The following is a 24,145-nucleotide window of genomic DNA, read 5'->3' as shown; positions in this document are numbered from 1 at the left end:
CTTTGCGGGATGCCTCGACAGACGCTAACTCGGCAATAAAAATCAGTGACAGATGCCAGCTTCTGACCCTACTATGAGGATTCTTGAAATGTGAATATTTATCGCTAAGGGCCAATCTATATGTTGAAAAATAATGAGTATTTTGAAGGGAAAGTGAAGTCGATTGGTTTCGACAGCGACAGCCTTGGCGCACTTAGCGTTGGCGTAATGGTTAAAGGCGAGTACACCTTCGGCACGGCTAAACCGGAAGAGATGACCGTTGTTAGCGGTACCTTGATTGTTCTGCTGCCGGGTTCCGAAGGCTGGCAGACCTTTACGGTGGGCGAGACCTTCTACGTGCCGGGTAACAGCGAGTTTAACCTGCAGGTTCCTGAGACCAGTTCTTACCTCTGTAAGTATCTGTCCAAGTAATATCGCTTTCACCCGGGCATATTTGCCTGGTTTTAAATGAGTTGCGCGCCACGTTGCCCGCGCAACTCATTTCTGATGCTTAAATCTTTCAGTTAACGCTGCGCCTCGCCGCCCAGTGCTTCAATCAGATTCTTGATTAACGCAGCCAGTTCGCCGGTCATCAGAATAAAATCAGCATCGAAACGCGCTGCGAAATCGTCTCTGTCGATATCGTCGTTCTGCTCGCGAATAATATCGGCAAACTTCAGCCGCTTGATGCTAGCGTCGTCGGCCAAAACCACCTGAACACGCTCTTGCCAGTCAACCGCCAGCTTGGTGACCAGCTTGCCGTTTTCGATATGATTGGCAATTTCATCGCTGACCAGTGCCTGCTTCTTGCAGCGGATCACGCCACCTTCTTCCAGAATTGCTTTCAGCTCGGCCTCATCCTGCAGGGCAAAACCGGCAGGTGTTTCACCGGAGCGAACCCACTCGGTCAGCGTGAGTTCGATAGGGCTTTCCATGGTCAACGGCACGACCGGCAGCGAACCCAGGCTTTTACGCAGCAGCGCCAGCATGTCTTCGGCTTTTTTAGCACTGCCAGCATCCACCATAATCAAGCCGTTAACGGTGTCAATCCACATAAAGGTTTGGCTAAAACGGCTGAAGGCGCGCGGCATCAGCGTGTGCAGTACTTCGTCTTTCAGCGAGTCTTTTTCAGTCTTTTTAAGCTTGCGGTGCTGTTCACCTTCAATCTGGTCAACCTTGGCATTCAGTTCTTGCTTTACGACCGAAGAGGGAAGGATTTTAGCTTCGGTACGTGCACAAATCAGAATTTGACCGCCGCTGGCGTGAGTTAAGGCATCACCGCCCTGTGAGCCCAAAGGAGAAACCCAGCCGGTTTTCGCCATATCTTGGCTGCCGCAGGGGGTAAAAGTGAAGGCGCTCAGCTGTTTTTCCATCTCGTCAGCAGACAGTGAGATTTCACGGCTTAAGCGGTAGACCAATAAATTTTTAAACCATAACATGATGTTATCCCTGTCTCGTCACGCTCGTGGCGTGCAAATAAATGGTAAGCAGGGCGGCATGATAACCAATTGAGCGTCATCAGTCCTTAAGAAAAATGAGCGAGTGTGCGGGAAGCCTTTTAGGAGCGCTTAACCCTTCATTCAGCCAATATTGTTATAGACTTAAGAAATAAAAATAACCGGCAATGGAGAAATCTTGTGCGTATTGGTATCGATCTCGGTGGCACTAAAATTGAAGTGATCGCACTGTCTGATGAAGGTCATGAGCTGTTTCGCAAGCGCGTAGACACCCCGCGTAATGACTATGAGCGCACGCTTAAAGCGATTAAAGGACTCGTTGACGACGCCGAACAGGCCACCGGCCATCATGGCAGCATTGGGTTGGGCATTCCCGGCACGCTTTCGCCGTTTACGGGCAAAGTTAAGAATGCCAATTCTGTGTGGTTGAATGGACAATCGCTGGACGAGGACCTCTCGCTGCTGCTCGGACGTGAAGTGCGTATCGCCAACGATGCCAACTGTTTTGCCGTCTCTGAGGCTACCGACGGCGCGGGGGCGGGCAAAAAAACGGTCTTTGCGGTGATTATCGGCACCGGCTGTGGCGCCGGCGTTGCGCTTGACGGCGCGGCGCACGCGGGCGGCAACGGTATTGCCGGAGAATGGGGACACAATCCACTGCCTTGGTTGGACGAAGACGAGTTTCGTTTCCAGCAGGAAGTGCCGTGTTATTGCGGTAAATCGGGGTGCATCGAGACTTTTGTATCAGGCACTGGTTTTGCCGAGGACTACTTCCGCCTGTCCGGCCAGCGCCTGACGGGGGCCGAAATCATCAAGCTGGTCGATGACGAAGACCCGGTTGCCGAGCTGGCACTTGGCCGCTATGAGCGCCGACTGGCCAAGGCGTTGGCCAATATTATTAACATTCTAGACCCCGACGTGGTGGTGCTTGGTGGTGGAATGAGTAATGTCGACAGGCTCTATAGCACCTTGCCTCTGCTCATCCGGCAATGGGTGTTTGGCGGCGAGTGCGAAACACCGGTTCTCAAGGCTGTTCACGGTGACTCTAGCGGCGTACGCGGCGCTGCGTGGCTGTGGCCGCAGGACCGCTTTTCTCTGTAATTGACTGAAAGAAATAAAAGATGGCCTGCATCGTCTGCAGGCCATGTTCAGAAGGTTAACATCTAAAACAAGCCAAGGGCCTTTACTCTCCCGAAAGCATGGCGTCAGGTGCGGCGGCATCGCGCTGCGCCTTGGTTGCTGCAAAATAGAGATAGGCAACCAGCATGAACACCACAAAAATACCGGCAATTTCCAAATTGAACCAGACCATGGCAATCAGGCAGACTATCGCCAGAATCAGGGCGATGGCAGGCACCACAGGATAACCCGGTGCCCGGAAACTGCGTGCCATCTCCGGCGCAGTTTTGCGCAGTCTGAACAGGCTAAGCATGCTCATGATGTACATCACGATGGCACCGAATACCGCCATTGTTATCATTGCCGCGGTCAGTGACATGCCCTGCAGATTGACCACGCCGTCGCTGAATATAGCGGCGATACCAATCACACCGCCAAGAATAATCGCACGGTGCGGCGTTTGGAAACGAGAGAGTTTCGCCAGTCCTTCAGGCAGATACCCCGCGCGGGCAAGGGCAAAAAACTGGCGTGAATAGCCTAAAATAATGCCGTGGAAGCTGGCAACGAGGCCAAACAGCCCAATCCAGACCAGCATGTGCATCCAGTTAGAGTGTTCACCGACCACCATTTTCATCGCCTGCGGCAGCGGATCGTTGATGTTGGCAAGCTTGCTCCAGTCCCCGGCGCCTCCAGCCATAATCATTACGCCGATGGCCAGTACGACGAGCGTTAAAATACCGCTGACATAGGCTTTAGGAATAGTACGCTTTGGGTCTTTGGCTTCTTCCGCGGCCATGGCAGCGCCTTCAATCGCCAGGAAAAACCAGATAGCAAAGGGGATAGCAGCAAAAATACCGGATACAGCCGGCAGGCCGAAATGTTCGCCGCCAGACCAGCCGTTAAGTACGAAGTTGCTGAAGCTAAAGCCCGGCGCCACTACGCCCATAAAGACTAACAGTTCAAGCACCGCCAGCACGGTGACCACCAGTTCAAACAGTGCGGCGAGTTTAACGCCCAAAATATTCATCACCATAAAGATGATATAAGCACCCAGCGCGGCCACTTTGGGATTAAGGTCCGGAAACTGTACGTTGAGGTAGGCACCAATCGCCAAGGCAATCGCCGGTGGAGCAAATACAAATTCAATCAGCGTCGCCATGCCGGCTATCAACCCGCCGGTTTCACCAAAGGCGCGGCGGCTATAGGCGAACGGGCCACCGGCGTGCGGAATAGCCGTGGTCAATTCGGTAAAGCTAAAGATAAAGCAGGTGTACATAGTGGCAACCATCAGTGTGGTCACTAAAAATCCGAGCGTTCCGGCGACGCCCCAGCCATAGCTCCAGCCAAAATACTCACCAGAAATAACCAATCCCACGGCAATGGCCCAAAGGTGCAGAGTGCCCAGCGTCGGTTTAAGCTGTGTTGTCATGTTGTACTCCTGAGGATTAATGAACAGCACCCCCGCCAGATCTGGCGGTGAAAACGGCGCGCATCATCATCAACGCGGTGCCGTAAAATTCACTTTTGCTACTTTGTGATTGTTTTAGAACATCTTGCTGAGCACTTTTTCCAGGCTTTCGACCAGAATTTGGCTGTGCTCGGCGGTAAATACTAATGGAGGACGAATTTTGAGGATATTGGCGTGCGGGCCGGATGCACCTATCAACACGCCCTCGTCGCGCAGAGCGTTAACGACGGCCAATGCCGTTGCGGAGTCCGGTTCACCCTCGGCGGTGGTGAAGTCGACGCTGACAAACAAACCCGCGCCGCGCACGCTGCCGATCGCCGAGAAACGGGTTGATAGCTCACTGATACCGTCAAGAATCGCTTTACCCGCACGGCCCACGCTTGGAATAAGCGCCTCCTGCTCAATCACTTCAAGCACTGCCAGACCGACCGCCGAAGACACAGTGTTGCCCCCGAAAGTGTTGAAATAGCTCGATTCATTGCCGAAACGCTCAAGAATGTGTGGCTTAATGGTGATACCCGCCATCGGGTGACCGTTGCCCATGGGCTTGCCGAGGCTGACGATGTCCGGCAGCACGCCGTGACGCTGGAAGCCCCACATGTGCTCACCCGAGCGACCATAGCCGGGTTGAACTTCATCGGCGATATACAGCGCACCCGCTTTGTGAATTTCGTCGATAGCCTCTTTCAGGAAACCTGCGGGGTCAAAGAATCCGCCGTCGCTGGTAAAGAAGGTGTCAATCATTAGCGCCGCAGGCTTGATGCCGTGGCGGCGCATGTCGGCCAGTGCCGCGCGTACGTCAGCGGCAAATTTTTTGCCTACTGCCGCCGGATTAGCAGGGTTATGTACAGGAGCCGGAATAACACGAGCATCGCCGTTGATTTTGACGTAAGGCCCCATTGAAGCCGAAAGCCCGGCAATCGCCTTGGTCATGCCGTGGTAGCTGAATTCAGTGATGATAACGCCAGTCCCGCCGGTGAAATCTTCAGCAATGCGCAGCGCCAGATCGTTTGCCTCACTGCCGGTACAGGTGAACATCACCTGACTCAGCTCCGGCGGCATGGTTGATACCAGTTTTTCGGCGAAATTAAGCACATTGTCATGCAGATAGCGCGTGTGGGTGTTCAGCGTTGAAGCTTGGCGGATAAGCGCTTCCAGCACGTAGGGATGGCAGTGGCCCACTGAAGGCACGTTGTTGTAGACGTCAAGATACTTTTTGCCTGCGGCGTCAAAAACCCATACGCCTTCTCCCCGCACCAGATGCACCGGATTTTTGTAAAACAGCTGATAGGCAGGACCGAGCAGGCGACGACGGCGTTCAATCATCTCACGTGCTGCCGGGGATACATTTTCGCTGGCGGCGGCATCAAAAGCATTGGTTTTCAACATGGTAGGTTATCTCCTAACGGGTGGGGCCAAGTTTTGTTTCGGCTGACTCACGCCAGACGGTAAGTGAAGTTGTCTCGATAATGCACCTCACAACGCCACAAAACTTGACCCTAGAGCGCTCAACCCTGCACGCCAAAGTCAAGTTGACCTTCTTACCGGCATTTTGACTGCCTGAAGTCAACAATGGGTCCTCCTGAGTCAAGCGCAGAACGGTCGACGCTTTCATTCTGATAGCACAAGCCCTAATCACCTTGCCTGGAGTGACCCTGATGAATGCAAAACAGTCTGATACCCTGGACAACGCCAGCCTGCACCAGCTCGCTGACCTGGCGCTGAAAAACTATCCCGATGCAATGCGGGGGGAACTTTCCCTTATTTGCCGTTCCGAAAATGCCACTTTTCTGGTGCGACAGGCCGATGGAAATCGCCTGGCACTGCGCGTACACCGCGACAATTACCATCAACATCATGAAATTGAAAGTGAGCTGGCTTGGCTCGACAGTTTAAGAGAAACCGGTATTCAGGTGCCGGAAGCGCTGGTCACACTCAGCGGCGCACGTGTGCAAACGCTGGCTTTGAATGCCAATGAAAGCCGCCACGTGGTGCTTTTCAAATGGATTGAGGGAGAAATGCCGACTACCGAGGTGGACCCACGCGCGTTTGCACAATTGGGTGAAGTGACGGCCCGGCTGCATCAACACAGTCGGCGCTGGCAAAAACCCGCCGGCTTTGCGCGCATCGTCTGGGATCATCAAACGATGATTGGCGCGCAGGGCCATTGGGGAAGGTGGCAGGATGCACCGGGTTTACAGCCGCAAGACAGATTGATTGTCGAACAAACACTGAGTCGAGTCAGCCGTATTTTAGACCGCTATGGCAAAAGCACGCAGCGCTACGGGCTTATCCATGCGGATCTTCGTCTGACCAACCTCCTACTGCACAAAGGGGAAACGCGCGTGATCGACTTTGACGATTGTGGAATGGGCTGGTACATGCATGATGCCGCTGCGGCGATAAGTTTTGTTGAACATCATCCGCGGGCGCAGGAGTGGGTCGAGCACTGGCTGGCGGGTTATCAGCGCATTTGTCCGCTAAGTGAAGAGGATTTAGCGGTGATCCCAACGATGATTATCCAACGTCGTATTCAACTGCTGGCCTGGGTGGGTTCGCATGCCACCACTGATATGGCTGTCAGCCTTGGGGGAGAATGGGTCGCCGACAGTGTGAAATTGTGTCAGGCCTATCTCGAAACCGAAGAGTGTGCGCTGCCGGTAAGCTAGCTATTTTCCACCACACTGCACGGTTTACGTGCAGTGTTTCCTTAACTTGATGCGTATATAAGCCCCGTCTCTGCTTGTCTTCCTGGCTTTATTTAGGCCAATTACTTGATAGCACTCTCTTTTTTCCTACCTAGTGTCGATGATGGTATGGAAATTGCTACACAGATGAAGTCGATCACCTGTTGCTGTCAAGCAGACTTATCAAATGAAAATGGAAGCCTAAATGCAGACAGACGTATTACGGCAGTCAATGATCTTTGGCCAGACCGATGCTGATATGAATAGCAATCGCGGAGTGTTAGCCGCTGCGGCCAGTGGATTGAGTGATTTTATTATTAGCAAAGGCGCCGATGTGGATCGCGTGTTGGGGATCTGCCATATCGATCCCGAGCTTTTACAACGACCTACGCTTAGTCTGGGCCTGACTAACTATTGTCAGGTGCTTGAAGAAGCGGCCAGGCAGTCAGGTTGTGATAACTTCGGTTTGCATTACGGCAAGCAGTTCAAACCACAGTCATTAGGCCTAATCGGTTACATCGGTCTCTGTTCATCCTCGGCAGAAACTGCGTTGCACAATGTGGTTAATGCCTTTCCTTTTCATCAACATAATACTTTGACACGTTTGGTAGACAAAGGTGAGTATTACCGCTTTGACTACCAGGTGCGTCACGGTGGAATTCTGAGTAAGCGTCAGGACGCTGAGTTGACATTGGGGATGATCCTGAACCTGCTGCGCCATGGTTTAGGCAAGAATTGGGCGCCGCGCGAAGTGCATTTTGAACATCCGCGTCCTGAGCATTGGCACGAGCACTGTAAGGCGTTTGATGCACCGGTCTACTTTGACCAACCTTACAATTCGCTGCTGATCGGTAAAAGCAGTCTGCAACGATCGATGCCTGAACAAGATCAAACACTGCTGTTGGTGATGCAGGATGCTATCCGCCGTTTAAACGTCGATAATCTTTCGCAGCAGTCGATTGTGGACCGTGCACGCTCGCAAGTCAGGCAGGTTCTAACGCGGGGTGAACCTGTTCTGGACGATGTCGCGGATAAAATGGGCATGTCACCGAGTTCGTTACAGCGTAGGTTGCGCGAGCAAAACCTGACTTTTACCGTGCTGGTGGACAAGGTGCGCTGCGAGTTGGCGACGCATTATCTACAGCAGCAACAGTTACCTATCTCTGAGATGGCGCTGCTGTTGGGCTATTCTGAAGTTAGCGCATTTTCACGCGCATTTCGCCGCTGGTTTGGCCTAAGCCCTCGCCAATGGCGGCAGGAAAGGCATCATTAAAAGCGGCCTTCATTTACCCACGTCAATCGATGCCGAAAGAGTTGAATTTATACAAAATTTAAACAGCTACATTTCCTGACTCGTATTGCCCTTAGAGCCATGTTATTATTCGTAAAATACAGCCAAGTTAAGTGCTCTGAAGATTAGCGATGAAAAATATAACAATAGACCAATTCCTAAAAAATCCTTCAGGCAATAAAGATTATATTAGTGAATGTGTTTATTTTGGTGAGTTAAATAACAAAGAGTTACCGAAATATCACATTGCTTTTGGCGTCGATGGCAGCTTCACTCGCCATGCGTTGTTAACGATTCAATCAATTATTAATAATGGCGAAAATATTTCTATTCATTTTCATATTATTACCCGCGAAAATGGGAATGAGTATGCCGCTTTTTTCAATAATATTGTGGCAGATTCCACTCACGTTGTTCATATTCACACCCTTCCTGAAACAGCCTTCAGTGAATTACATGTCACTGATGCTTTTCCTCACGCAATATATTATCGACTTCTCGCACCTTACATTTTATCCGAAGAGAGTCATGTGCTGTATCTGGACGCCGATATCGTCTGTCTTAACCCTTTTATTTCATTGTTTGACCATGCCGAATGCGAAAATAAAATAGCCGTGGTGGTGAATGAGGAGCCTCATACAGCATCACAGCTTGCGGCCAGTCTTGCCATGAAATATAGGTATTATTTTAATTCTGGCGTTTTATTGATAAATACTCACCGATGGCGAGAAAGCAATGTCACTGAGCGCGTTATTTCTTTGCTTGAATCGCGAGGAAAGCAGTTTACCTATATGGACCAGGACGCACTCAACATTGTTTTGGAAGGTCAGGTTACCTTTGCAGAGCAGAAATACAACCAAATTTTTAAGCTGGGTCACCAATCTGCTGATTATGCACAGATGCCGGATAAAGATACGGTGTTTTTACACTATGCTGGTATTGATAAGCCATGGCAGCAGTGGAACAAGCAGGCCGCTACCCAGTATTATCGTCAGCTGTATGAGCAGTCAGCATGGTCAGCGCTGCCGTTTGATAAACCTAAAACGGATCAACAGGCTAAAAAAATGTATAAGCTATGTTTTAAAGAACGAGCTTTTTTTAGCGGTATTAAATGGTACCTCAGCTATTACCTGCTGCGTTATTACAAGTAAGGATCTTGAAATTGATACTTGAATCAAAAAAGTCCGTTTTTATCTACAATTTGAGTTTTTTGGCGCTGGTTTGTGCCATCTCGATGGATCTTTTCGTTCGTGGTTATCCCGAAAAGATTTTTTATCTGGTGAGCTATATTTCGTTTACCTATACGGCGATTTACTTTTATAAACACCGTTCCACACAGTCGCTGGATAAACCTGCATTACTTTTCTTTATTACCCTGTTTTTGGTCGGAGCCAGTCGCTTATCCTGGAGCCTGATTTTTAAGCATACAGAGTTCAATGATATTCGAAGTAATTATTTTACCGGCGGAAAGCGGTTTATGATTGCCGCTTTTTTACTGTTTTATTTTTATCAGTATCGCACCTTACTTAAGCAAAATATTCTTAAGTTAAGCCTGGTGATTATGTTCCTGGGCTTCTTTATGTCGCTTTGGCATGGAGATTTAACACTCAGTAAGGAAGGGATGAGAGATAAGTGGACCTCAGATGCCGCCACAACCGGTGCTTATCTTGCGGTTATTTATTCGATGGTGTTGATTGTTGCTATCCGTGCCGCCTTCAAAGACGGAGTAATCTCGGTATTATTATTGGTGGCTGCGTTTCTGACGACGATGGGTATGATTGTCATGACACAAACCCGCTCGGCAATAATATTGGCGCCCCTGCTTTATGCACTATTTTTTGCCTATTATTACCGCTCTGTAAGTCTCAAAATAAAACTTTCGCTGGTGTTGGTTATCGTGCTTTCGGCCTCTTCGGTCGTGTATCTTGCCTGGGATCGTATTTCGCAAATCAGTACTGAAATTAGTGAGTACGACACGAATAATGACACCTCAATCGGTGCCAGATTCTCTATGTGGAGCGCAGGTGCGCACAGCATTGAACCGAGTTTCTTAGGGCAGTCAGCCGACCAGCGTTATAAGAAAGCTATCGATTATATTGACCAATACCAAAGAGGTAATCCTGAGGCAAAACGTAATGTGATATATCACTTGCACAATGATTTACTCGAAACCCTCTCTTTACAGGGGATTTTCGGCTTTGTTTCTTTGGTGATGTTCTTTATTGCCGGATTCTACTTCTCTTTACGTAAAGGGGCGTTAGAAAATTACGGTACCTTATTTATTATGCTGCCGGTGTTTATCCTTGGAATAGCAGATACCGTACTTATTCAGAGCAATACTGTGCTGGTGATTATTATTGCGCTAGCGCTGTCATTCCCGCTCATGAAGAAAAATCTGCGTTAAATAATATCGGCCAATCCGTTTTCGCGCATTGGCCGATATTAACTCGTTAGCCGTTAAGCATTAACTTTATACTCATTATCCAGACGGCTGATGCCCAGTCCATTCACTTTCTTGACTTTGATCTGCACTGGAATACGGTCTTTCATCGCTTCCACATGGCTTATTACACCAATCGTTTTGCCACTGGCGTTTAGGCTGTCTAATGCGTCGAGCGCCGTGTCGAGGGTGTCAGCATCCAGCGTACCAAAGCCTTCATCAAGGAACAGCGAGTCAATGCGGGTTTTATCGCTGACCAGGTCTGACAGCGCCAGCGCCAGCGCAAGACTCACCAGGAAGCTCTCGCCGCCCGACAGCGTACGCGTGTCTCGCACGGCGTCCGCCTGCCAGGTATCCACCACTTCCAGCTCCAGCGCATCGCTGGTTTTTCGCTGCAGGAAATAGCGCCCGTGCAGTTTATCCATCTGCTTGTTGGCCAGATAAACTAGGTGTTCAAGGGTTAATCCCTGAGCGAATCGACGGAATTTAGCCCCGTCACTTGAACCGACGATTTGGTTGAGATAACTCCAGTCGTCAAACTTCTCTTGCGACTGGGTGATTTGCGCAAAAAGCGCCTGCTGACCGGCCTGACGTTGGCTGTCACCTAACAATTGGCTATTTACTTCTCCCTGGCGCTGCTGCAGCGTTCTGAGCTGCTCGACGAGTTCACCAAGTTGGTTGGCGAGGGTCGCGGCATCGGTTTCCTGCGCACTTACACCGTCGGGGCGCGATTGCAAATGCTGTTCAGACTGCTCAACCGACTGACGTAGCAAGGTTTGGACCTGCGTCTGCTGCTGCTGCAATTTCTCTTTGAGCTGCTGTAACTGCTGGCGCAATGTTTCATCAATCAGGGCATTCAGCACGGCTTGCTCATCAATAAATTCACTGGTCGCTAGCGCCTGCTGCCATTGAATTTCAGCCAATTGCAGACTTGTTTCGCTCTGTTGCAACTGCTGCTGTTGGCTAACGAGTTGCCCCGAGAGCTGGTCGAGCTGTTGCTGTACGCTTTTCAGGCTTTCATGGGCCAGAAGGTGGACCTGTTCCGCGCTTTTACGCCGTTGGCGCAGCTGTTCGCGCACCTGAATAATTTGTCTGTCGCCGAAGATTTCTTTACGCTGCGCGCCAAGTTGCGCCAATGATTGCTCATTTTCTGCGATCTGTTTATCAAGCAGCTTCACAAGCTGTTCTAATTCCGAAAGAATTTTTTGCAGCGTGGTGCTGCGTTCTGCCAGCAATAATACCTGCTGCTGCACCTTTTGCTGCTCGTTTTGCGCCGCATAAAGATTCTCTTTGGCACGCTGTAGCGCCTGAGAAGTCTCATCATAATGACGAAGCGTTTGCTGGACGCTGCGTTCCTCCTGTTCACACTCGCTGAGCCAGTTTTTCAGTGCGTCATCTTCCTGAGGGCCGAAGCTCAGAGAGAGCGTCGCACAGGCCTGCTGCCACTGCGTGAAGTAGTCCGCCTGCTGTTTGACGTCCTGCTCCAGCGCGTTTTGCAGTCGCAGTTGCTGCTCTTTAAATGATTCAGTGCGGGCGCGCAGCTCCGTACCGGCAGTCTGCAAACGCTCCGTTTCCTGACGCATTTCATCAACTCGCCGTGCGGTTTCAGAAGGCGTCACCGCCTGATATTCAGCGATGGCCGGGTGCGACGTTGATCCACAAAGTGGGCAGGGGTCACCGGTTTGTAGCCTGGCGCGCTCGGCCTCAAGGCGGACGATCAGCTGTTCTTGCTGCAAAATCTTTTCAACATCGAGCTGATGCTGTTTGTGCAGTTTAAACTGCGCTCGGATTTCGGTGAGCCGTTGCTCAAAGGCAGTCAACTCTGCCTGTCGCGTCGTAAACTCTTGCTGCTGACGACTGATGCGCTGGGTGAGCTGTTGATAAAGCGGGTTCAACGTGGAAAGTGTGAGGCGAACAGGGCGCCACTCTGTTAGTTCAGTCTGACGTTGGCGCAGCGCGGCCTGCGGCGACTGGGCATCCAGTGCTGCCTGCTGCTGCATGTGCAGATTAACCGCGGCGGTGAGTTCGGCCTCTTTAGCACTAAACTGGCTGCCCTGCTGCGCGAGCTGGGCCTGTTCGGCATTGATTTTTTGTAGATCCTGACTGATTTTTTGCTGCTTGCTCTGTTGATCCGCGCGATCTTTTTGCAGCTCACTCAGTTTTTCCTGAGCCTTGGCTGTCGCGTTATCCAGTGGTTGAACCTGCTCGTCGATCAGCTTCTCTTCGCGCAGTTGCTCTTGCTGCAACAGTTTTAGGTCGTTTTCAGCGTTTTTTAGACCCTCGGCCAGCGGCATCATCGCTGCCTGTTTTTGCTGCTGTTGAGCCGCAAGCTGGGTTATCTGCTGCTGTAAACTCGTCTGCTGTTGCTGATTACGCTGGCGCTCATTTAACAAAGGTCGCAATTTTTCGGCCGGCTCACTGCGTGCCAATTGCTGTAACTGCGGCGCTGCCAGAGCAGTCTGTTGCTCCACCTCAAGCAGCTGTTGCTGATACTGCTGGTTTTTTTGTTCAATATTTTGCCATTGCTGCAGCCAGTTGAGGCCCTTCTGCTGTCGTTCAGCCTGTTGACTCAGCGCTTTCTCGCGTGTGGCAAGCATCACCCGTTCCTGCTCGAGTTGCACGCGCTGTTCGTCGCTCAGCAGTTCAATGCCTGCGGCGCGCTGGTGCAGCAGGTCGAGGTCAATTTTTGCCTGTTTATGCTGCTCGAAAACCTGTTGAGACAGTCGTCCATAAATTTCGGTGCCGGTCAGCTCTTCAAGCAGCTCGGCGCGCTCATTGGCCTTGGCGTTGAGGAAGGCGGCAAACTGCCCCTGCGAGAGCATCATTGATTTGGTAAAGCGCCCGAAGTCGAGGCCGGTCAGTTCGGCGATGGCCGGCAGCTTGTCGCGTACTTTGTCGGCCAATATTTTGCCGTCGGCCAACAGCGCCAGTTCAACCTTTGGCGCCTGAAGATTACCGGTTGGCGAATTACCCGCACGTCGCTGGCTCCAGAAAGCACGATAGCCGATGCCTTTCACCTCAAACTCCACCTCGGCCAGTGATTCAGCGGTATGGCGCGTCATCAGCTCATTTTGGCTCGGGGTCACGTCGAGGCGCGGCGTTTGGTGATAAAGCGCCAGGCAGATGGCGTCGAGCAGGGTGGTTTTACCCGCGCCGGTCGGGCCGGTAATGGCAAACAACCCGTTGCTGGCAAACGGCTCGGCGGTAAAATCGATTTTCCATTCACCTTCCAGTGAATTGATGTTTTTAAAACGTAGTGAGAGAATTTTCACTGTGCGCTTTCCTCCGAGGAATGCCCGCTTTCAACCTGTTCCAGCACCTGCGAGAAAAGCGTACGGATGCGCTGCTGGCGCCCCTCTTCGGGCGCATTTTCCTGTGCCAGACGGCGTTCGAAAACTTCATTTACGCTGAGCTCTTTAAGCGTCTCTTTCTCCTGCTGCAGCAGTCCTTGCAGCCGCTGCTCCTTGCTGCGTCTAAGCAGTACTACCTCAACCGGCAACGGGTCGGTCAGATTCTGGATGCGGCGCTGAATATCACTCAGGTAGTCCTGCGTCGCGACTTCAATATCCAGCCAGACGTTTTTCTGAGGATCGCCTTGGTGCTGCGGTTCATTATTTTGAAAACTAAGCAGCTGCTTTTCAATGTCGGCCAGCGTGCCTTTGATGATTTCCATTGGCTGAGAACGCGGTATGGCCAGTGTTTCAATGCTGTTCAACGTAGTACCGGTGAAATCGAGCAAATACACGCTTTTATCGTTGCTTGCTTCATCAAAACTCAATGGGATCGGCGATCCGCTGTAGCGAATGTGCTCGGTTTTAGCGATTTTCTGCGCCCGGTGGATATGGCCCAAAGCAACATAATCCACCGGCGGAAACGCCTGTGCGGGGAAGGCGTCCAGTGTACCAATGTAAATATCGCGCACTGAATCGGAGGCAGTAACGCCAACGGTAGTCAAATGACCGGTCGCAATAATCGGCAAGGGCAGGCCAAGCTCGTCTCGTCGCGCACACGCTGCCTGATACAGCGAAGAATAGTGCGCTGCAATAGCTTCCTGCAGCGCCAGCTGTTTCTCACTGCCGGACTGCCCGGCCTGGCTTGCCAGAAGGTCGCGCGGGCGCAGGAAAGGAATGGCGCACAGCACAGCACCGGGCTGACCCTGGCGGTTATTTAGCGTTAATACCTGACGCGTAAGGTCTTCGCCTACGGTGGCTATCACCTGAGTATTCAGGCATGAAAGCAGCTCTCTCGACTCGTTGAGCGTTGCCACTGAGTCGTGGTTGCCTGCCAATACCACCAACTGACAGCCGGTTTTTTGCAGATTGACCACGAAGCGATTATACAGCTCACGGGCATAGCTTGGCGGCGAACCGGTATCGAAAATATCCCCCGCGACGATCACTGCATCTACCTGATGTTGCTCAACCTGTTCTATCAGCCAGGTTAGAAAAGCCTGATGTTCAGGCGCACGGCTCTTGGTAAAAAAGTACTGACCAAGATGCCAGTCGGAGGTATGAATCAGTCGCATGAGGGTCTCGCGGTGGCGGTTGCAAGCGGCAAGTATAAACGCCCACAGCGGGCGATGTCGTTGAAAAATCGTGTTTATGACAAATGCGCGGGTCAAATATGACGGCTTGGCTACACTTAGTCGCACGCGAAACTGTTTTTCATAAATCTGTCACAAATCTGACGCATAATGACGCCCGAAATCAAAATTAAGTTCGCTAACTTATTGGCAGGCTATCAAATGGCTAGACGCATATTAGTTGTGGAAGATGAAGCACCGATCCGTGAAATGGTTTGTTTTGTGCTTGAGCAAAATGGTTACCAGCCCATTGAAGCTGAAGATTTCGACTCGGCGGTGAATCGTCTTATTGAGCCTTACCCCGAATTAATTTTACTCGACTGGATGCTGCCGGGCGGTTCCGGTATTCAGTTTATTAAACACCTCAAACGCGAAGCGCTGACGCGCGATATTCCTGTCATGATGCTTACCGCACGTGGTGAAGAAGAAGACCGCGTGCGCGGGCTGGAAGTCGGCGCCGATGACTATATTACCAAACCGTTTTCCCCTAAAGAGCTGGTCGCGCGAATTAAAGCCGTGATGCGCCGCATTTCTCCTATGGCTGTCGAAGAAGTTATTGATATGCAGGGGCTAAGTCTGGACCCTTCGTCGCATCGCGTGATGGCCAATGAGCTGGCTCTCGACATGGGCCCGACCGAATTCAAACTGCTACACTTCTTCATGACCCACTCCGAGCGCGTTTACAGCCGTGAGCAGTTGCTCAATAACGTCTGGGGCACTAACGTATACGTCGAAGACCGCACGGTAGACGTTCATATCCGCCGTTTGCGTAAAGCGCTGGAATCTAGCGGACACGATAGAATGATTCAAACGGTTCGCGGAACGGGTTACAGGTTCTCAACCCGTTATTAATAGGCTTTATATTTTGAATGCACAGGCGTTGACGGCCTTCGTTCACCCCACTGGCTGGCGTATTCAAGCGTCTGGGGCGTTGTTTAGTTGTCGCCGTCCTGCATAATGAAATAGAGTGGATTATTATTCTGATAAAGGCAGTTCACTCACTCACAGCGGAGATACTGTGTGTTAGAACGATTATCCTGGAGACGGCTGGCCGGCGAGCTGTTTATGTTTTGCCTGCCTGCGCTGATCCTCGCCATTTTCATTGGTTATCTTCCCTGGTTGTTGCTGGCGTCAGCGCTGGCAGCGCTGGGCTGGAACTATTATAACCAGCTCAAGCTTTCCCACTGGCTGTGGCTAGACCGCAGTATTACCCCACCCAGCGGCCTGTGGAGCTGGGAACCGCTATTTTACGGCTTGAATCAGATGCAAATGCGCAACCGCCGCAGAAGGCGAGAGCTGGCGTTGCTGATAAAACGTTTTCGCAGCGGAGCCGAATCTCTTCCCGACGCCGTGGTACTCACCACCGAAGAGGGCAATATCTTTTGGTGTAATGGGCTGGCGCAGGAGCTGCTGGGCTTTCGCTGGCCGGAAGATAATGGCCAACATCTTTTTAACCTGCTGCGATACCCTGAGATGCGTAGCTGGATACAGACGAGAGAATTTTCACGTCCGTTGACGCTGCAACTCAACAATGCTCACTTCGTCGAGTTTCGCGTGATGCCGTACTCTGAAGGTCAACTGCTGATGGTGGCGCGCGACGTCACTCAGATGCGCCAGCTTGAGGGCGCGCGGCGTAACTTCTTTGCCAACGTCAGTCACGAGCTGCGCACGCCGCTCACTGTTTTACAGGGCTATCTTGAAATGATGGAAGACGCCAAGCTCGAAGAACCTTTTCGCAGCAAGGCGCTTGACACTATGCAGGAACAGACGCGCAGGATGGACGGTCTGGTCAAACAGTTGCTGACCCTTTCTCGAATTGAAGCCGCAACCAATATTGATTTGCAGGAAAAGGTCGATATTCCAACGATGTTGGGCATGCTGGAGCGCGAGGTGCAGACCCTGAGCGGCGGTCGGCATGAGATTGTGTTCAAGATCAACGACCAGCTTAAGGTTTTTGGCAACGACGATCAGCTGCGCAGCGCCGTATCGAATCTGGTGTACAACTCGGTTAATCACACCCCGACCGGTACGCGCATTGAGGTAAGTTGGCAGCATACGGCGCAGGGCGCGCAGTTTCAGGTCAGTGACAACGGACCGGGCATTGCGCCTCAGCATCTTCCTCGTCTGACTGAGCGCTTTTATCGGGTTGACAAGGCGCGCTCAAGACAGACTGGCGGCAGTGGTTTGGGGCTGGCTATCGTCAAGCATGCGCTCACGCACCACCATTCTCGATTGGATATCATGAGCGAAATTGGTGTCGGTACGCGCTTTATGTTCACACTGCCCAACCGGTTGATTGTGAACGCAGCGCCCGTCGAAAATGCCAAGATTAAGCACTAACTCTCTGTTTTTTAGTGCCTGGCGCCGTCCCTTTATATTGTAAAACACCTCTCTTTTAAGCGGGTCCATTCGGACCCACTTCTTCTGAATATCAAGCCCTGCCTCCAAACATGAATTTTTTTCACGTAAGGTGAAAAATAGTCATTTGGTGTTGAAGGGTTCTCATGGCAGCATAGTATTAAAGCCGTTTAGACATCTAGATGTCTAAAATAACCTCGAGGTATTATTAACAATGTTAACTAATTCCTAAGGTCGCCGCGCTACCCGATAATCAATAGCAGTGATGACGTGTTCATCGATGCCTTGCCAGGAGTTAAGAATGTCACAGCCTAATCCCGTTTATCGCGCCGAAGTTGTCGGGAGTTTCCTGCGTCCTGAAACGTTGAAAAAAGCACGCCAACAGTTTAAAGCTGGTGAAATTGATGCGCAGCAACTGCGTGCAGTAGAAGACACCGAGATCCGTCGCGTTGTACAACAGCAACGTGAGGCGGGTTTGCAAGTGGTTACTGACGGTGAGTTCCGCCGCGCATGGTGGCATTTCGATTTCTTCGAGGGCCTGCAGGGCGTTGAGGGTTATGACGCAGAACAGGGCATTCAGTTCAACGGCGTGCAGACTAAGGCGCGCAGCATCAAAGTGGTAAACAAGCTGGCGTTTGGCGACCACCCGATGATAGAACACTTCCGCTTTTTGAAAAGCATCAGCGGTGATGCGGTCGCGAAAATGACCATTCCAAGCCCTAGCGTGATGCATTTTCGCTATAATCGCGATGCGGTAAAAGACGTCTATCCAAATCTGGAAGACTATTTTGATGATTTGGCTCAGGTTTATCGCGATGCGATTAAAGCCTTCTACGACGCGGGCTGCCGTTATCTGCAACTCGACGACACCGTCTGGGCCTACCTGTGCTCTGAAGATCAGAAGAAGCAAATTCTGGCACGTGGGGATAACCCTGAAGCGTTGGCGAAAACCTATGCTCGGGTATTAAACAAGGCCATTGAGGGCAAGCCGGATGACCTGATTATTGGTCTGCATGTCTGTCGCGGCAACTTCCGTTCAACCTGGATTTCTGAAGGCGGCTATGAGCCGGTGGCTGAAATTCTGTTTGGTACCGTGAACATCGATCGCTTCTTCCTGGAGTATGACAATGAGCGCTCCGGCGGCTTCGAGCCCCTGCGTTTTATCAAACCAGGCCAGCAGCAAGCCGTTCTGGGGCTGATCACCACTAAAACCGGCAGTCTGGAATGGGCGAAAGACGTGGAAGCGCGCGTCAAAGAAGCGACTCAATATCTGGATATCAATCAGATTTGCCTCAGCCCGCAGTGTGGATTTGCCTCAACCGAAGAGGGCAACAGCCTGACCGACCAGCAGCAGTGGGACAAGTTGAAACTGGTGGTAGATCTCGCGGCGAAAATTTGGTAAATCCCGGGCTTTAGGCCGAAAAAACGAGTGTAGCAGCACATCGTATACACCGAGTTATTGTGCGTGAATCGACCTTTAAATGGTTGTTTCGCGCACTTTTAATTTAATTAAAGCTTGAAATAGGCATTTGTTGTTCAAAAAACATACGCATCATGTGGCGGTATTTTGCCTATATCCAGTTAATGTTACTGCTCAGGATTTAAAAACCAGTCAAACGCTCTGCTTTTTTGATTCTGACTTGCCTTTGTGCACTGTAAAAGCGTACCTTAGCGCCGCTGTCGCTCGCACTACCCCTGCATAATATCGTCATTTTATACCTCGTCAGGCGTCATCCTCAGCGTTCAAGCCGAGTGCCAGCAGCGGACACTTTATTCATTTTGCACAGGCATCACGACATCCATCATGAGTCATCGATTAACAAGCAAAGATATTCTGGCATTGGGCTTTATGACTTTTGCCTTATTCGTCGGCGCGGGGAATATCATATTCCCGCCGATGGTCGGCTTACAGGCCGGTCACCACGTTTGGTGGGCAGCCGCCGGATTTATGATAACCGCCGTGGGCCTTCCGGTGATGACCGTGGTTGCGCTTGCTCGCGTGGGCGGTGGAATCGATGCACTAAGTACGCCAATCGGCCGTAAAGCCGGTTTGCTGCTGGCTACGGTCTGCTATCTGGCCGTGGGGCCGCTGTTTGCAACGCCTCGCACCGCAACCGTCTCTTTCGAAGTCGGTATTGCGCCACTGACCGGCGACGGCGCGTTGCCTCTGCTGGTGTATAGCCTGATTTATTTCGTGCTGGTGATTGGTATTTCACTGTATCCGGGCCGTCTGCTCGACACTGTGGGCCATATTCTGGCACCGCTGAAAATCGTTGCACTGGGTATTCTTGGCATCGCCGCCGTGCTGTGGCCTGCCGGACAACCGTTGGCCCCTACGCCAGCCTATGAGGCCGTTCCTTTCTCCAACGGCTTCGTGAATGGTTATCTGACCATGGACACGCTGGGCGCGCTGGTGTTTGGTATTGTTATCGTTAACGCTGCGCGTTCCCGCGGCGTAGAAGATGCCAAGCTATTAACCCGCTATACCATTTATGCCGGTCTGATTGCCGGTCTGGGCCTGCTGCTGGTGTATCTCAGCCTGTTCAAACTGGGTGTTAATACGGCGTCTCTGGTGCCCGAAGCGAAAAACGGTGCGGTTATTCTGCATACTTACGTTCAACAAACCTTTGGCGGCGTGGGCAGTTTCTTCCTTGCTGCGCTGATTTTCATCGCCTGTATGGTCACGGCGGTTGGCCTGACCTGCGCCTGTGCCGAGTTCTTCTCACAGTATTTACCGCTGTCTTATAAGTCGCTGGTGTTTATTTTGGGTCTGTTCTCCATGCTGGTCTCCAACCTGGGCCTGAGCCACCTGATTCAGATTTCAATTCCGGTGCTGACCGCGATTTATCCACCGTGTATCGCACTGATTGTGCTGAGCTTTACCCTGCGCTGGTGGAACAGCTCCTCGCGCATTATTGCGCCGGTCATGCTGGTTAGCCTGATTTTTGGTATCATTGACGGCATCAAAACCTCTAACTTCGCCGCTGTGCTGCCGGTCTGGACTACCCATCTGCCGCTGGCCGAGCAGGGTCTGGCGTGGCTACCGCCTTCCGTATTGATGCTGGTGTTGGTTGGCGTTTATGACAAGGTGAGTGGTGCGCGCAGCGTTACAGCGCATCAGTAATGCAATCTTGCCGTGTACCCTCAACGGGTGGCATCTCGATTGACTAAGCTTTCGCCAATGCAGGCCACGGAATAGTTTCCGTGGCTTTTTCGTTGGTAGAGAATAGCGGGGAGTGTTCCGTTATTTCGTTATTAGACTGTGCTTTATGATTTGGAATTTTTAAATGCAACAATCTCTCGATACAGCGTCGGCTGACAAATCCTCAACGTCGCTTAAGCGCGGACTGAGTACCCGACATATCCGCTTCATGGCGCTGGGCTCAGCCATTGGCACCGGTCTGTTCTACGGCTCGGCTGACGCCATTAAAATGGCCGGACCTAGCGTACTGCTGGCTTATCTGGTCGGTGGGATTATTGCTTTTATCATCATGCGTGCGCTGGGCGAGATGTCGGTTAACAACCCGCAGACTGGCTCGTTTTCACGCTACGCGCAGGACTATTTAGGGCCGCTCGCGGGTTATATCACCGGCTGGACCTACTGCTTTGAAATTCTGATTGTCGGTATTGCCGACGTGACCGCGTTTGGCATCTACATGGGCGTGTGGTTCCCTGACGTGCCGCACTGGATGTGGGTGCTGAGCGTGGTGCTTATCATCGGCGGCATCAACATGATGAGCGTGAAGGTCTTTGGCGAACTGGAATTCTGGTTCTCGTTTTTTAAAGTGCTGACCATTATCATCATGATTTTAGCCGGTTTCGGCATTATTTTTTGGGGCATCGGCAACGGGGGGCATCCCACCGGTATCAGTAACCTGTGGAGCCACGGTGGATTCTTCAGTCAGGGAATTATGGGCACCGTGCTGTCGTTGCAGTTGGTAATGTTTGCCTACGGCGGTATTGAGATTATTGGTATCACCGCCGGTGAGGCCGAAGACCCGAAAAAAACCATTCCCAAGGCCATTAACTCGGTGCCGTGGCGTATTTTGGTGTTCTACGTGGGCACGCTGTTTGTGATTATGTCTATCTTCCCGTGGAATCTGGTAGGAACGCAGGGCAGTCCGTTCGTGTTGACTTTCCAGCACATGGGCATTGCCGCCGCTGCGACCATTCTCAACTTTGTGGTGATCACTGCGTCGCTGTCGGCCATTAACGCCGATATTTTTGGCGTGGGGCGTATGCTGCACGGCATGGCGGAGCAGGGGCAGGCGCCTAAAGTGTTTGCCAGGGTATCACGACGCGGTACGCCGTTTATGACCGTTATCGTGATGATGGCGGCGCTGCTGGTGGCGGTCTATTTAAACTACATCATGCCGGAAAACGTCTTCCTGGTCATTGCCTCACTGGCGACGTTTGCCACCGTTTGGGTATGGATCATGATCCTCTGTTCGCAGATTGGCTTTCGCCTAAAACTGAGCCGTCAGCAGGTTTCTGAGCTTGAATTCCCACTGCGTGGCGGTATTTTTACTTCGATAATTGCCATCATCTTCCTGGTGTTTATCATTGGATTAATTGGCTATTTCCCCGATACGCGCATGTCGCTCTATGCCGGAGCCGTGTGGGTGGTCGCGCTGTTGGGTAGCTATTGGCTCAAGACGCGGAAGAAAAGCCCGATAACGGCGGAGGCTGAATAAAAAGAGAAGGGGTAAGCAAGCGCTTACCCCTTTTTTTAATGTGTGAAGCTCAACCTATTGTGACGCAGCTTAATACCCAATCGCTGCACCGGCCGGACGACGCACGTCGTTGGCACCATACAGATAGCCTTCTCGGACTTTCCCCGATACCGCCGCGTCATTACCAGAGCTTTGTGGCGTCACGCCCACGGCACCTGGCAACCCGACCATAATCAGCTCAGCTGCGCCCCACGGGGTTTGCTCAACCATCTTGTAACCCATCTTCTGCAGCAAATTCAGGCTGTCAGCAGAAACGCCGCGCTGCTCGTAATAGACCTCATCCGGCAACCACTGGTGATGAATGCGCGGTGCGTTAACGGCTTCCTGCGGAGGCATGCCGAAATCAATGACGTTCAGCGCCGTTTCCAGCGTGATGGTAATGATGCGAGAGCCGCCCGGTGAGCCGAGAACCATAAAGGTTTTCCCGTCTTTAGTGATTAAACTCGGGCTCATTGATGATAGTGGGCGCTTACCGGGGGCGATAGCATTTCTGCTGCCCTGCACCAGTCCATACATGTTTTTCTCACCGACTTTGCTGGTGAAATCATCCATCTCATCATTGAGGAAGAAGCCGGTACCTGGTGCAATCTCAATCGAACCAAACAGCCCGTTAATGGTGTAAGTGGTTGAAACGGCGTTGCCATCTTTATCGACTATCGAGTAATGGGTGGTTTCAGGTTTCTCATGCGGTTCCATGCCCGGCTGCACCTGCGAAGAAGGTGTGGCTTTATCCGCTTCTATCTTCTTGCGAATGTCGGCAGCGTAGCTTTTGCTCAGCAGACGATCGGTTGGGTTGTTCACAAACGCCGGATCACCGAGGAAAGTGTTGCGGTCCATGTAGGCGTGACGCATGGCTTCGGTCAGGTAATGGATAGCAGCCGCCGAGTTGAAGCCCATGCTTTTGAGGTCGTAACCTTCAAGGATGTTCAGGGTTTCACACATTGTGACACCGCCGGAGCTTGGAGGCGGTGCAGAGACGAATTTATAGCCGCGATAGCTACAGGTCACCGGTGCCGTTTCTGTCACTCTATAGTTAGCAAAATCCGCAGCGGTAATAATTCCACCGCCTTTTTTAGATGCCGCTTCGACGGCTGCCGGGATTTTGCCTTTATAGAATGCATCAGTACCGTGCTTTGAAATGGCTTCAAGCGTATTGGCGAGGTCTTTTTGCACCAATTTGTCGCCCGGCTGCAGCGGTGTGCCGTCTTTGCGCAGGAAGATTTTTGCCACGTCAGGCTGGTCTTTAAATTTCGAGGTTTTGGTATCGAGAATGTCGGTATCGGCGCGGGTCAGCACAAATCCCTGACGTGCCAGTTTGATGGCCGGGGCCATAACCTGTGCGCGGGTCAGCTTGCCGTATTCGCGCTGGGCGTGTTCCAGCCCCATTACTGTGCCTGGAACGCCGACGGCCAGATAACCATAGAGGCTGGCGCCTTTCTTCACGTTGCCGTCGGCATCAAGATACATATTAGCGCTGGCTGCCGCTGGAGCCATTTCACGGAAGTTGATGAAGGTGTCCTTACCGTTGGCCAGATGCACCGTCATAAAGCCGCCACCGCCGATATTGCCGCAGCATGGGTTAACCACGGCTTCGGCGTAGCCTACTGCCACAGCGGCATCAATGGCGTTACCGCCCTTTTTAAGAATGTCGACACCCACCTGCGAGGCCAAATACTGTGAGGTCACCACCATCCCGTTTTTAGCTTCTACTGCGGGGTTGGAGGCCGCCAGCAGTGAGCCACTCACGAGCAGTGCCGCGAGCGTCAGCGGTACGGTTAACGGTTTTGTCCATTGGTTTAAAAACATAATTGCTCCTGATTACACCCTGTCAGTGTGTTTTTTTATGTGTCTGTGAGCGCGAGGCCCGCCGGATTGAATGCAAAGTGCAGGCCAACTTATTGATACAAATAATTAATAGCTGTAATAACATTCATCAGCTTAGATGTTATTTAACATTTCTGACACAAAGGCAAGCAGGAGTATGAGGTGGGTCAGATATTTATTTAAAAGGCGGGTTTTGCGGGGGAGTGA

The 24,145-nt window shown here is 51.7% G+C and carries 17 protein-coding genes; 11 read left to right on the top strand and 6 right to left on the bottom strand.

What is annotated here, in order from left to right; all coding sequences use genetic code 11:
• Positions 1-120 precede the first annotated feature (120 nt).
• Positions 121-411: a pyrimidine/purine nucleoside phosphorylase gene (gene ppnP, locus GA565_RS20440; RefSeq protein ID WP_055776646.1), complete on the top strand. Its 291-nt coding sequence runs from the start codon at positions 121-123 to the stop codon at positions 409-411.
• Between the two features lie 92 nt (positions 412-503).
• Here ppnP and rdgC read toward each other — a convergent pair whose 3' ends face one another.
• Entirely contained in the window at positions 504-1,418 is a 915-nt protein-coding gene (rdgC, locus tag GA565_RS20435; RefSeq protein WP_152200436.1) for a recombination-associated protein RdgC, read from the bottom strand.
• Positions 1,419-1,616: 198 nt separating this feature from the next.
• Here rdgC and mak point away from each other — a divergent pair, with 198 nt between their 5' ends.
• Positions 1,617-2,537 (top strand): fructokinase, encoded by a 921-nt coding sequence (gene mak / locus GA565_RS20430; RefSeq protein ID WP_152200435.1) that lies wholly within the window; start codon positions 1,617-1,619, stop codon positions 2,535-2,537.
• 82 nt (positions 2,538-2,619) lie between these two features.
• Here the strand turns inward: mak and eat are convergent, their stop codons facing one another.
• Complete coding sequence (gene eat / locus GA565_RS20425) at positions 2,620-3,984, bottom strand: ethanolamine permease (protein ID WP_152200433.1); 1,365 nt, start codon at positions 3,982-3,984, stop codon at positions 2,620-2,622.
• 114 nt (positions 3,985-4,098) lie between these two features.
• Complete coding sequence (locus tag GA565_RS20420; RefSeq protein WP_152200431.1) at positions 4,099-5,412, bottom strand: aspartate aminotransferase family protein; 1,314 nt, start codon at positions 5,410-5,412, stop codon at positions 4,099-4,101.
• Between the two features lie 269 nt (positions 5,413-5,681).
• Here GA565_RS20420 and GA565_RS20415 point away from each other — a divergent pair, with 269 nt between their 5' ends.
• The 4 genes from GA565_RS20415 (at position 5,682) to GA565_RS20400 (ending at position 10,405) form a co-directional block, all read left to right on the top strand.
• Positions 5,682-6,692 carry a phosphotransferase enzyme family protein gene (locus tag GA565_RS20415; RefSeq protein ID WP_152200430.1) on the top strand — a complete coding sequence of 337 codons (1,011 nt, stop codon included), beginning with the start codon at positions 5,682-5,684 and terminating at the stop codon, positions 6,690-6,692.
• 250 nt (positions 6,693-6,942) lie between these two features.
• Positions 6,943-7,983: an AraC family transcriptional regulator gene (locus GA565_RS20410; RefSeq protein ID WP_226951053.1), complete on the top strand. Its 1,041-nt coding sequence runs from the start codon at positions 6,943-6,945 to the stop codon at positions 7,981-7,983.
• A 149-nt stretch (positions 7,984-8,132) separates the two neighbouring features.
• Positions 8,133-9,152, top strand: a complete 1,020-nt coding sequence (locus GA565_RS20405; RefSeq protein ID WP_152200426.1) for a glycosyltransferase family 8 protein — start codon at positions 8,133-8,135, stop codon at positions 9,150-9,152.
• Positions 9,113-10,405 carry an O-antigen ligase gene (locus tag GA565_RS20400; RefSeq protein ID WP_152200425.1) on the top strand — a complete coding sequence of 431 codons (1,293 nt, stop codon included), beginning with the start codon at positions 9,113-9,115 and terminating at the stop codon, positions 10,403-10,405. The genes GA565_RS20405 and GA565_RS20400 overlap by 40 nt, the downstream gene beginning before the upstream one ends.
• 53 nt (positions 10,406-10,458) lie before the next feature.
• Here GA565_RS20400 and sbcC read toward each other — a convergent pair whose 3' ends face one another.
• Positions 10,459-13,713, bottom strand: coding sequence for an exonuclease subunit SbcC (gene sbcC / locus GA565_RS20395; RefSeq protein ID WP_152200423.1), 3,255 nt, complete (start codon positions 13,711-13,713; stop codon positions 10,459-10,461).
• Entirely contained in the window at positions 13,710-14,966 is a 1,257-nt protein-coding gene (sbcD, locus tag GA565_RS20390; protein WP_152200421.1) for an exonuclease subunit SbcD, read from the bottom strand. Before sbcD ends, sbcC begins: the two co-directional genes overlap by 4 nt.
• Positions 14,967-15,185: 219 nt before the next feature.
• On the opposite strand from sbcD, the gene phoB reads away from it, so the two are divergent.
• The 5 genes from phoB (at position 15,186) to proY (ending at position 22,075) form a co-directional block, all read left to right on the top strand.
• Positions 15,186-15,875, top strand: coding sequence for a phosphate response regulator transcription factor PhoB (gene phoB / locus GA565_RS20385; RefSeq protein ID WP_055778162.1), 690 nt, complete (start codon positions 15,186-15,188; stop codon positions 15,873-15,875).
• A gap of 168 nt (positions 15,876-16,043) precedes the next feature.
• A complete protein-coding gene (gene phoR / locus GA565_RS20380) occupies positions 16,044-17,363 on the top strand; it encodes a phosphate regulon sensor histidine kinase PhoR (protein ID WP_152200419.1) in 1,320 nt (439 codons plus the stop codon).
• A 319-nt stretch (positions 17,364-17,682) separates the two neighbouring features.
• Positions 17,683-18,783 carry a cobalamin-independent methionine synthase II family protein gene (locus GA565_RS20375; RefSeq protein ID WP_152200417.1) on the top strand — a complete coding sequence of 367 codons (1,101 nt, stop codon included), beginning with the start codon at positions 17,683-17,685 and terminating at the stop codon, positions 18,781-18,783.
• Between the two features lie 402 nt (positions 18,784-19,185).
• The gene (gene brnQ, locus GA565_RS20370) at positions 19,186-20,505 is read left to right on the top strand and encodes a branched-chain amino acid transport system II carrier protein (protein WP_152200415.1); all 1,320 of its coding nucleotides are present in this window, start codon (positions 19,186-19,188) and stop codon (positions 20,503-20,505) included.
• A gap of 163 nt (positions 20,506-20,668) precedes the next feature.
• Positions 20,669-22,075: a proline-specific permease ProY gene (proY, locus tag GA565_RS20365; RefSeq protein ID WP_152200414.1), complete on the top strand. Its 1,407-nt coding sequence runs from the start codon at positions 20,669-20,671 to the stop codon at positions 22,073-22,075.
• A 69-nt stretch (positions 22,076-22,144) separates the two neighbouring features.
• Here the strand turns inward: proY and ggt are convergent, their stop codons facing one another.
• Positions 22,145-23,920: a gamma-glutamyltransferase gene (gene ggt / locus GA565_RS20360; RefSeq protein WP_152200412.1), complete on the bottom strand. Its 1,776-nt coding sequence runs from the start codon at positions 23,918-23,920 to the stop codon at positions 22,145-22,147.
• Between the last annotated feature and the right edge of the window lie 225 nt (positions 23,921-24,145).

Source organism: Rouxiella sp. S1S-2, assembly GCF_009208105.1.
In the GTDB taxonomy this organism is placed as follows: Bacteria; Pseudomonadota; Gammaproteobacteria; order Enterobacterales; family Enterobacteriaceae; genus Rouxiella.
Note: the sequence above shows the minus strand (reverse complement) of the source record. Positions and strands in the feature narration are given on the sequence as shown.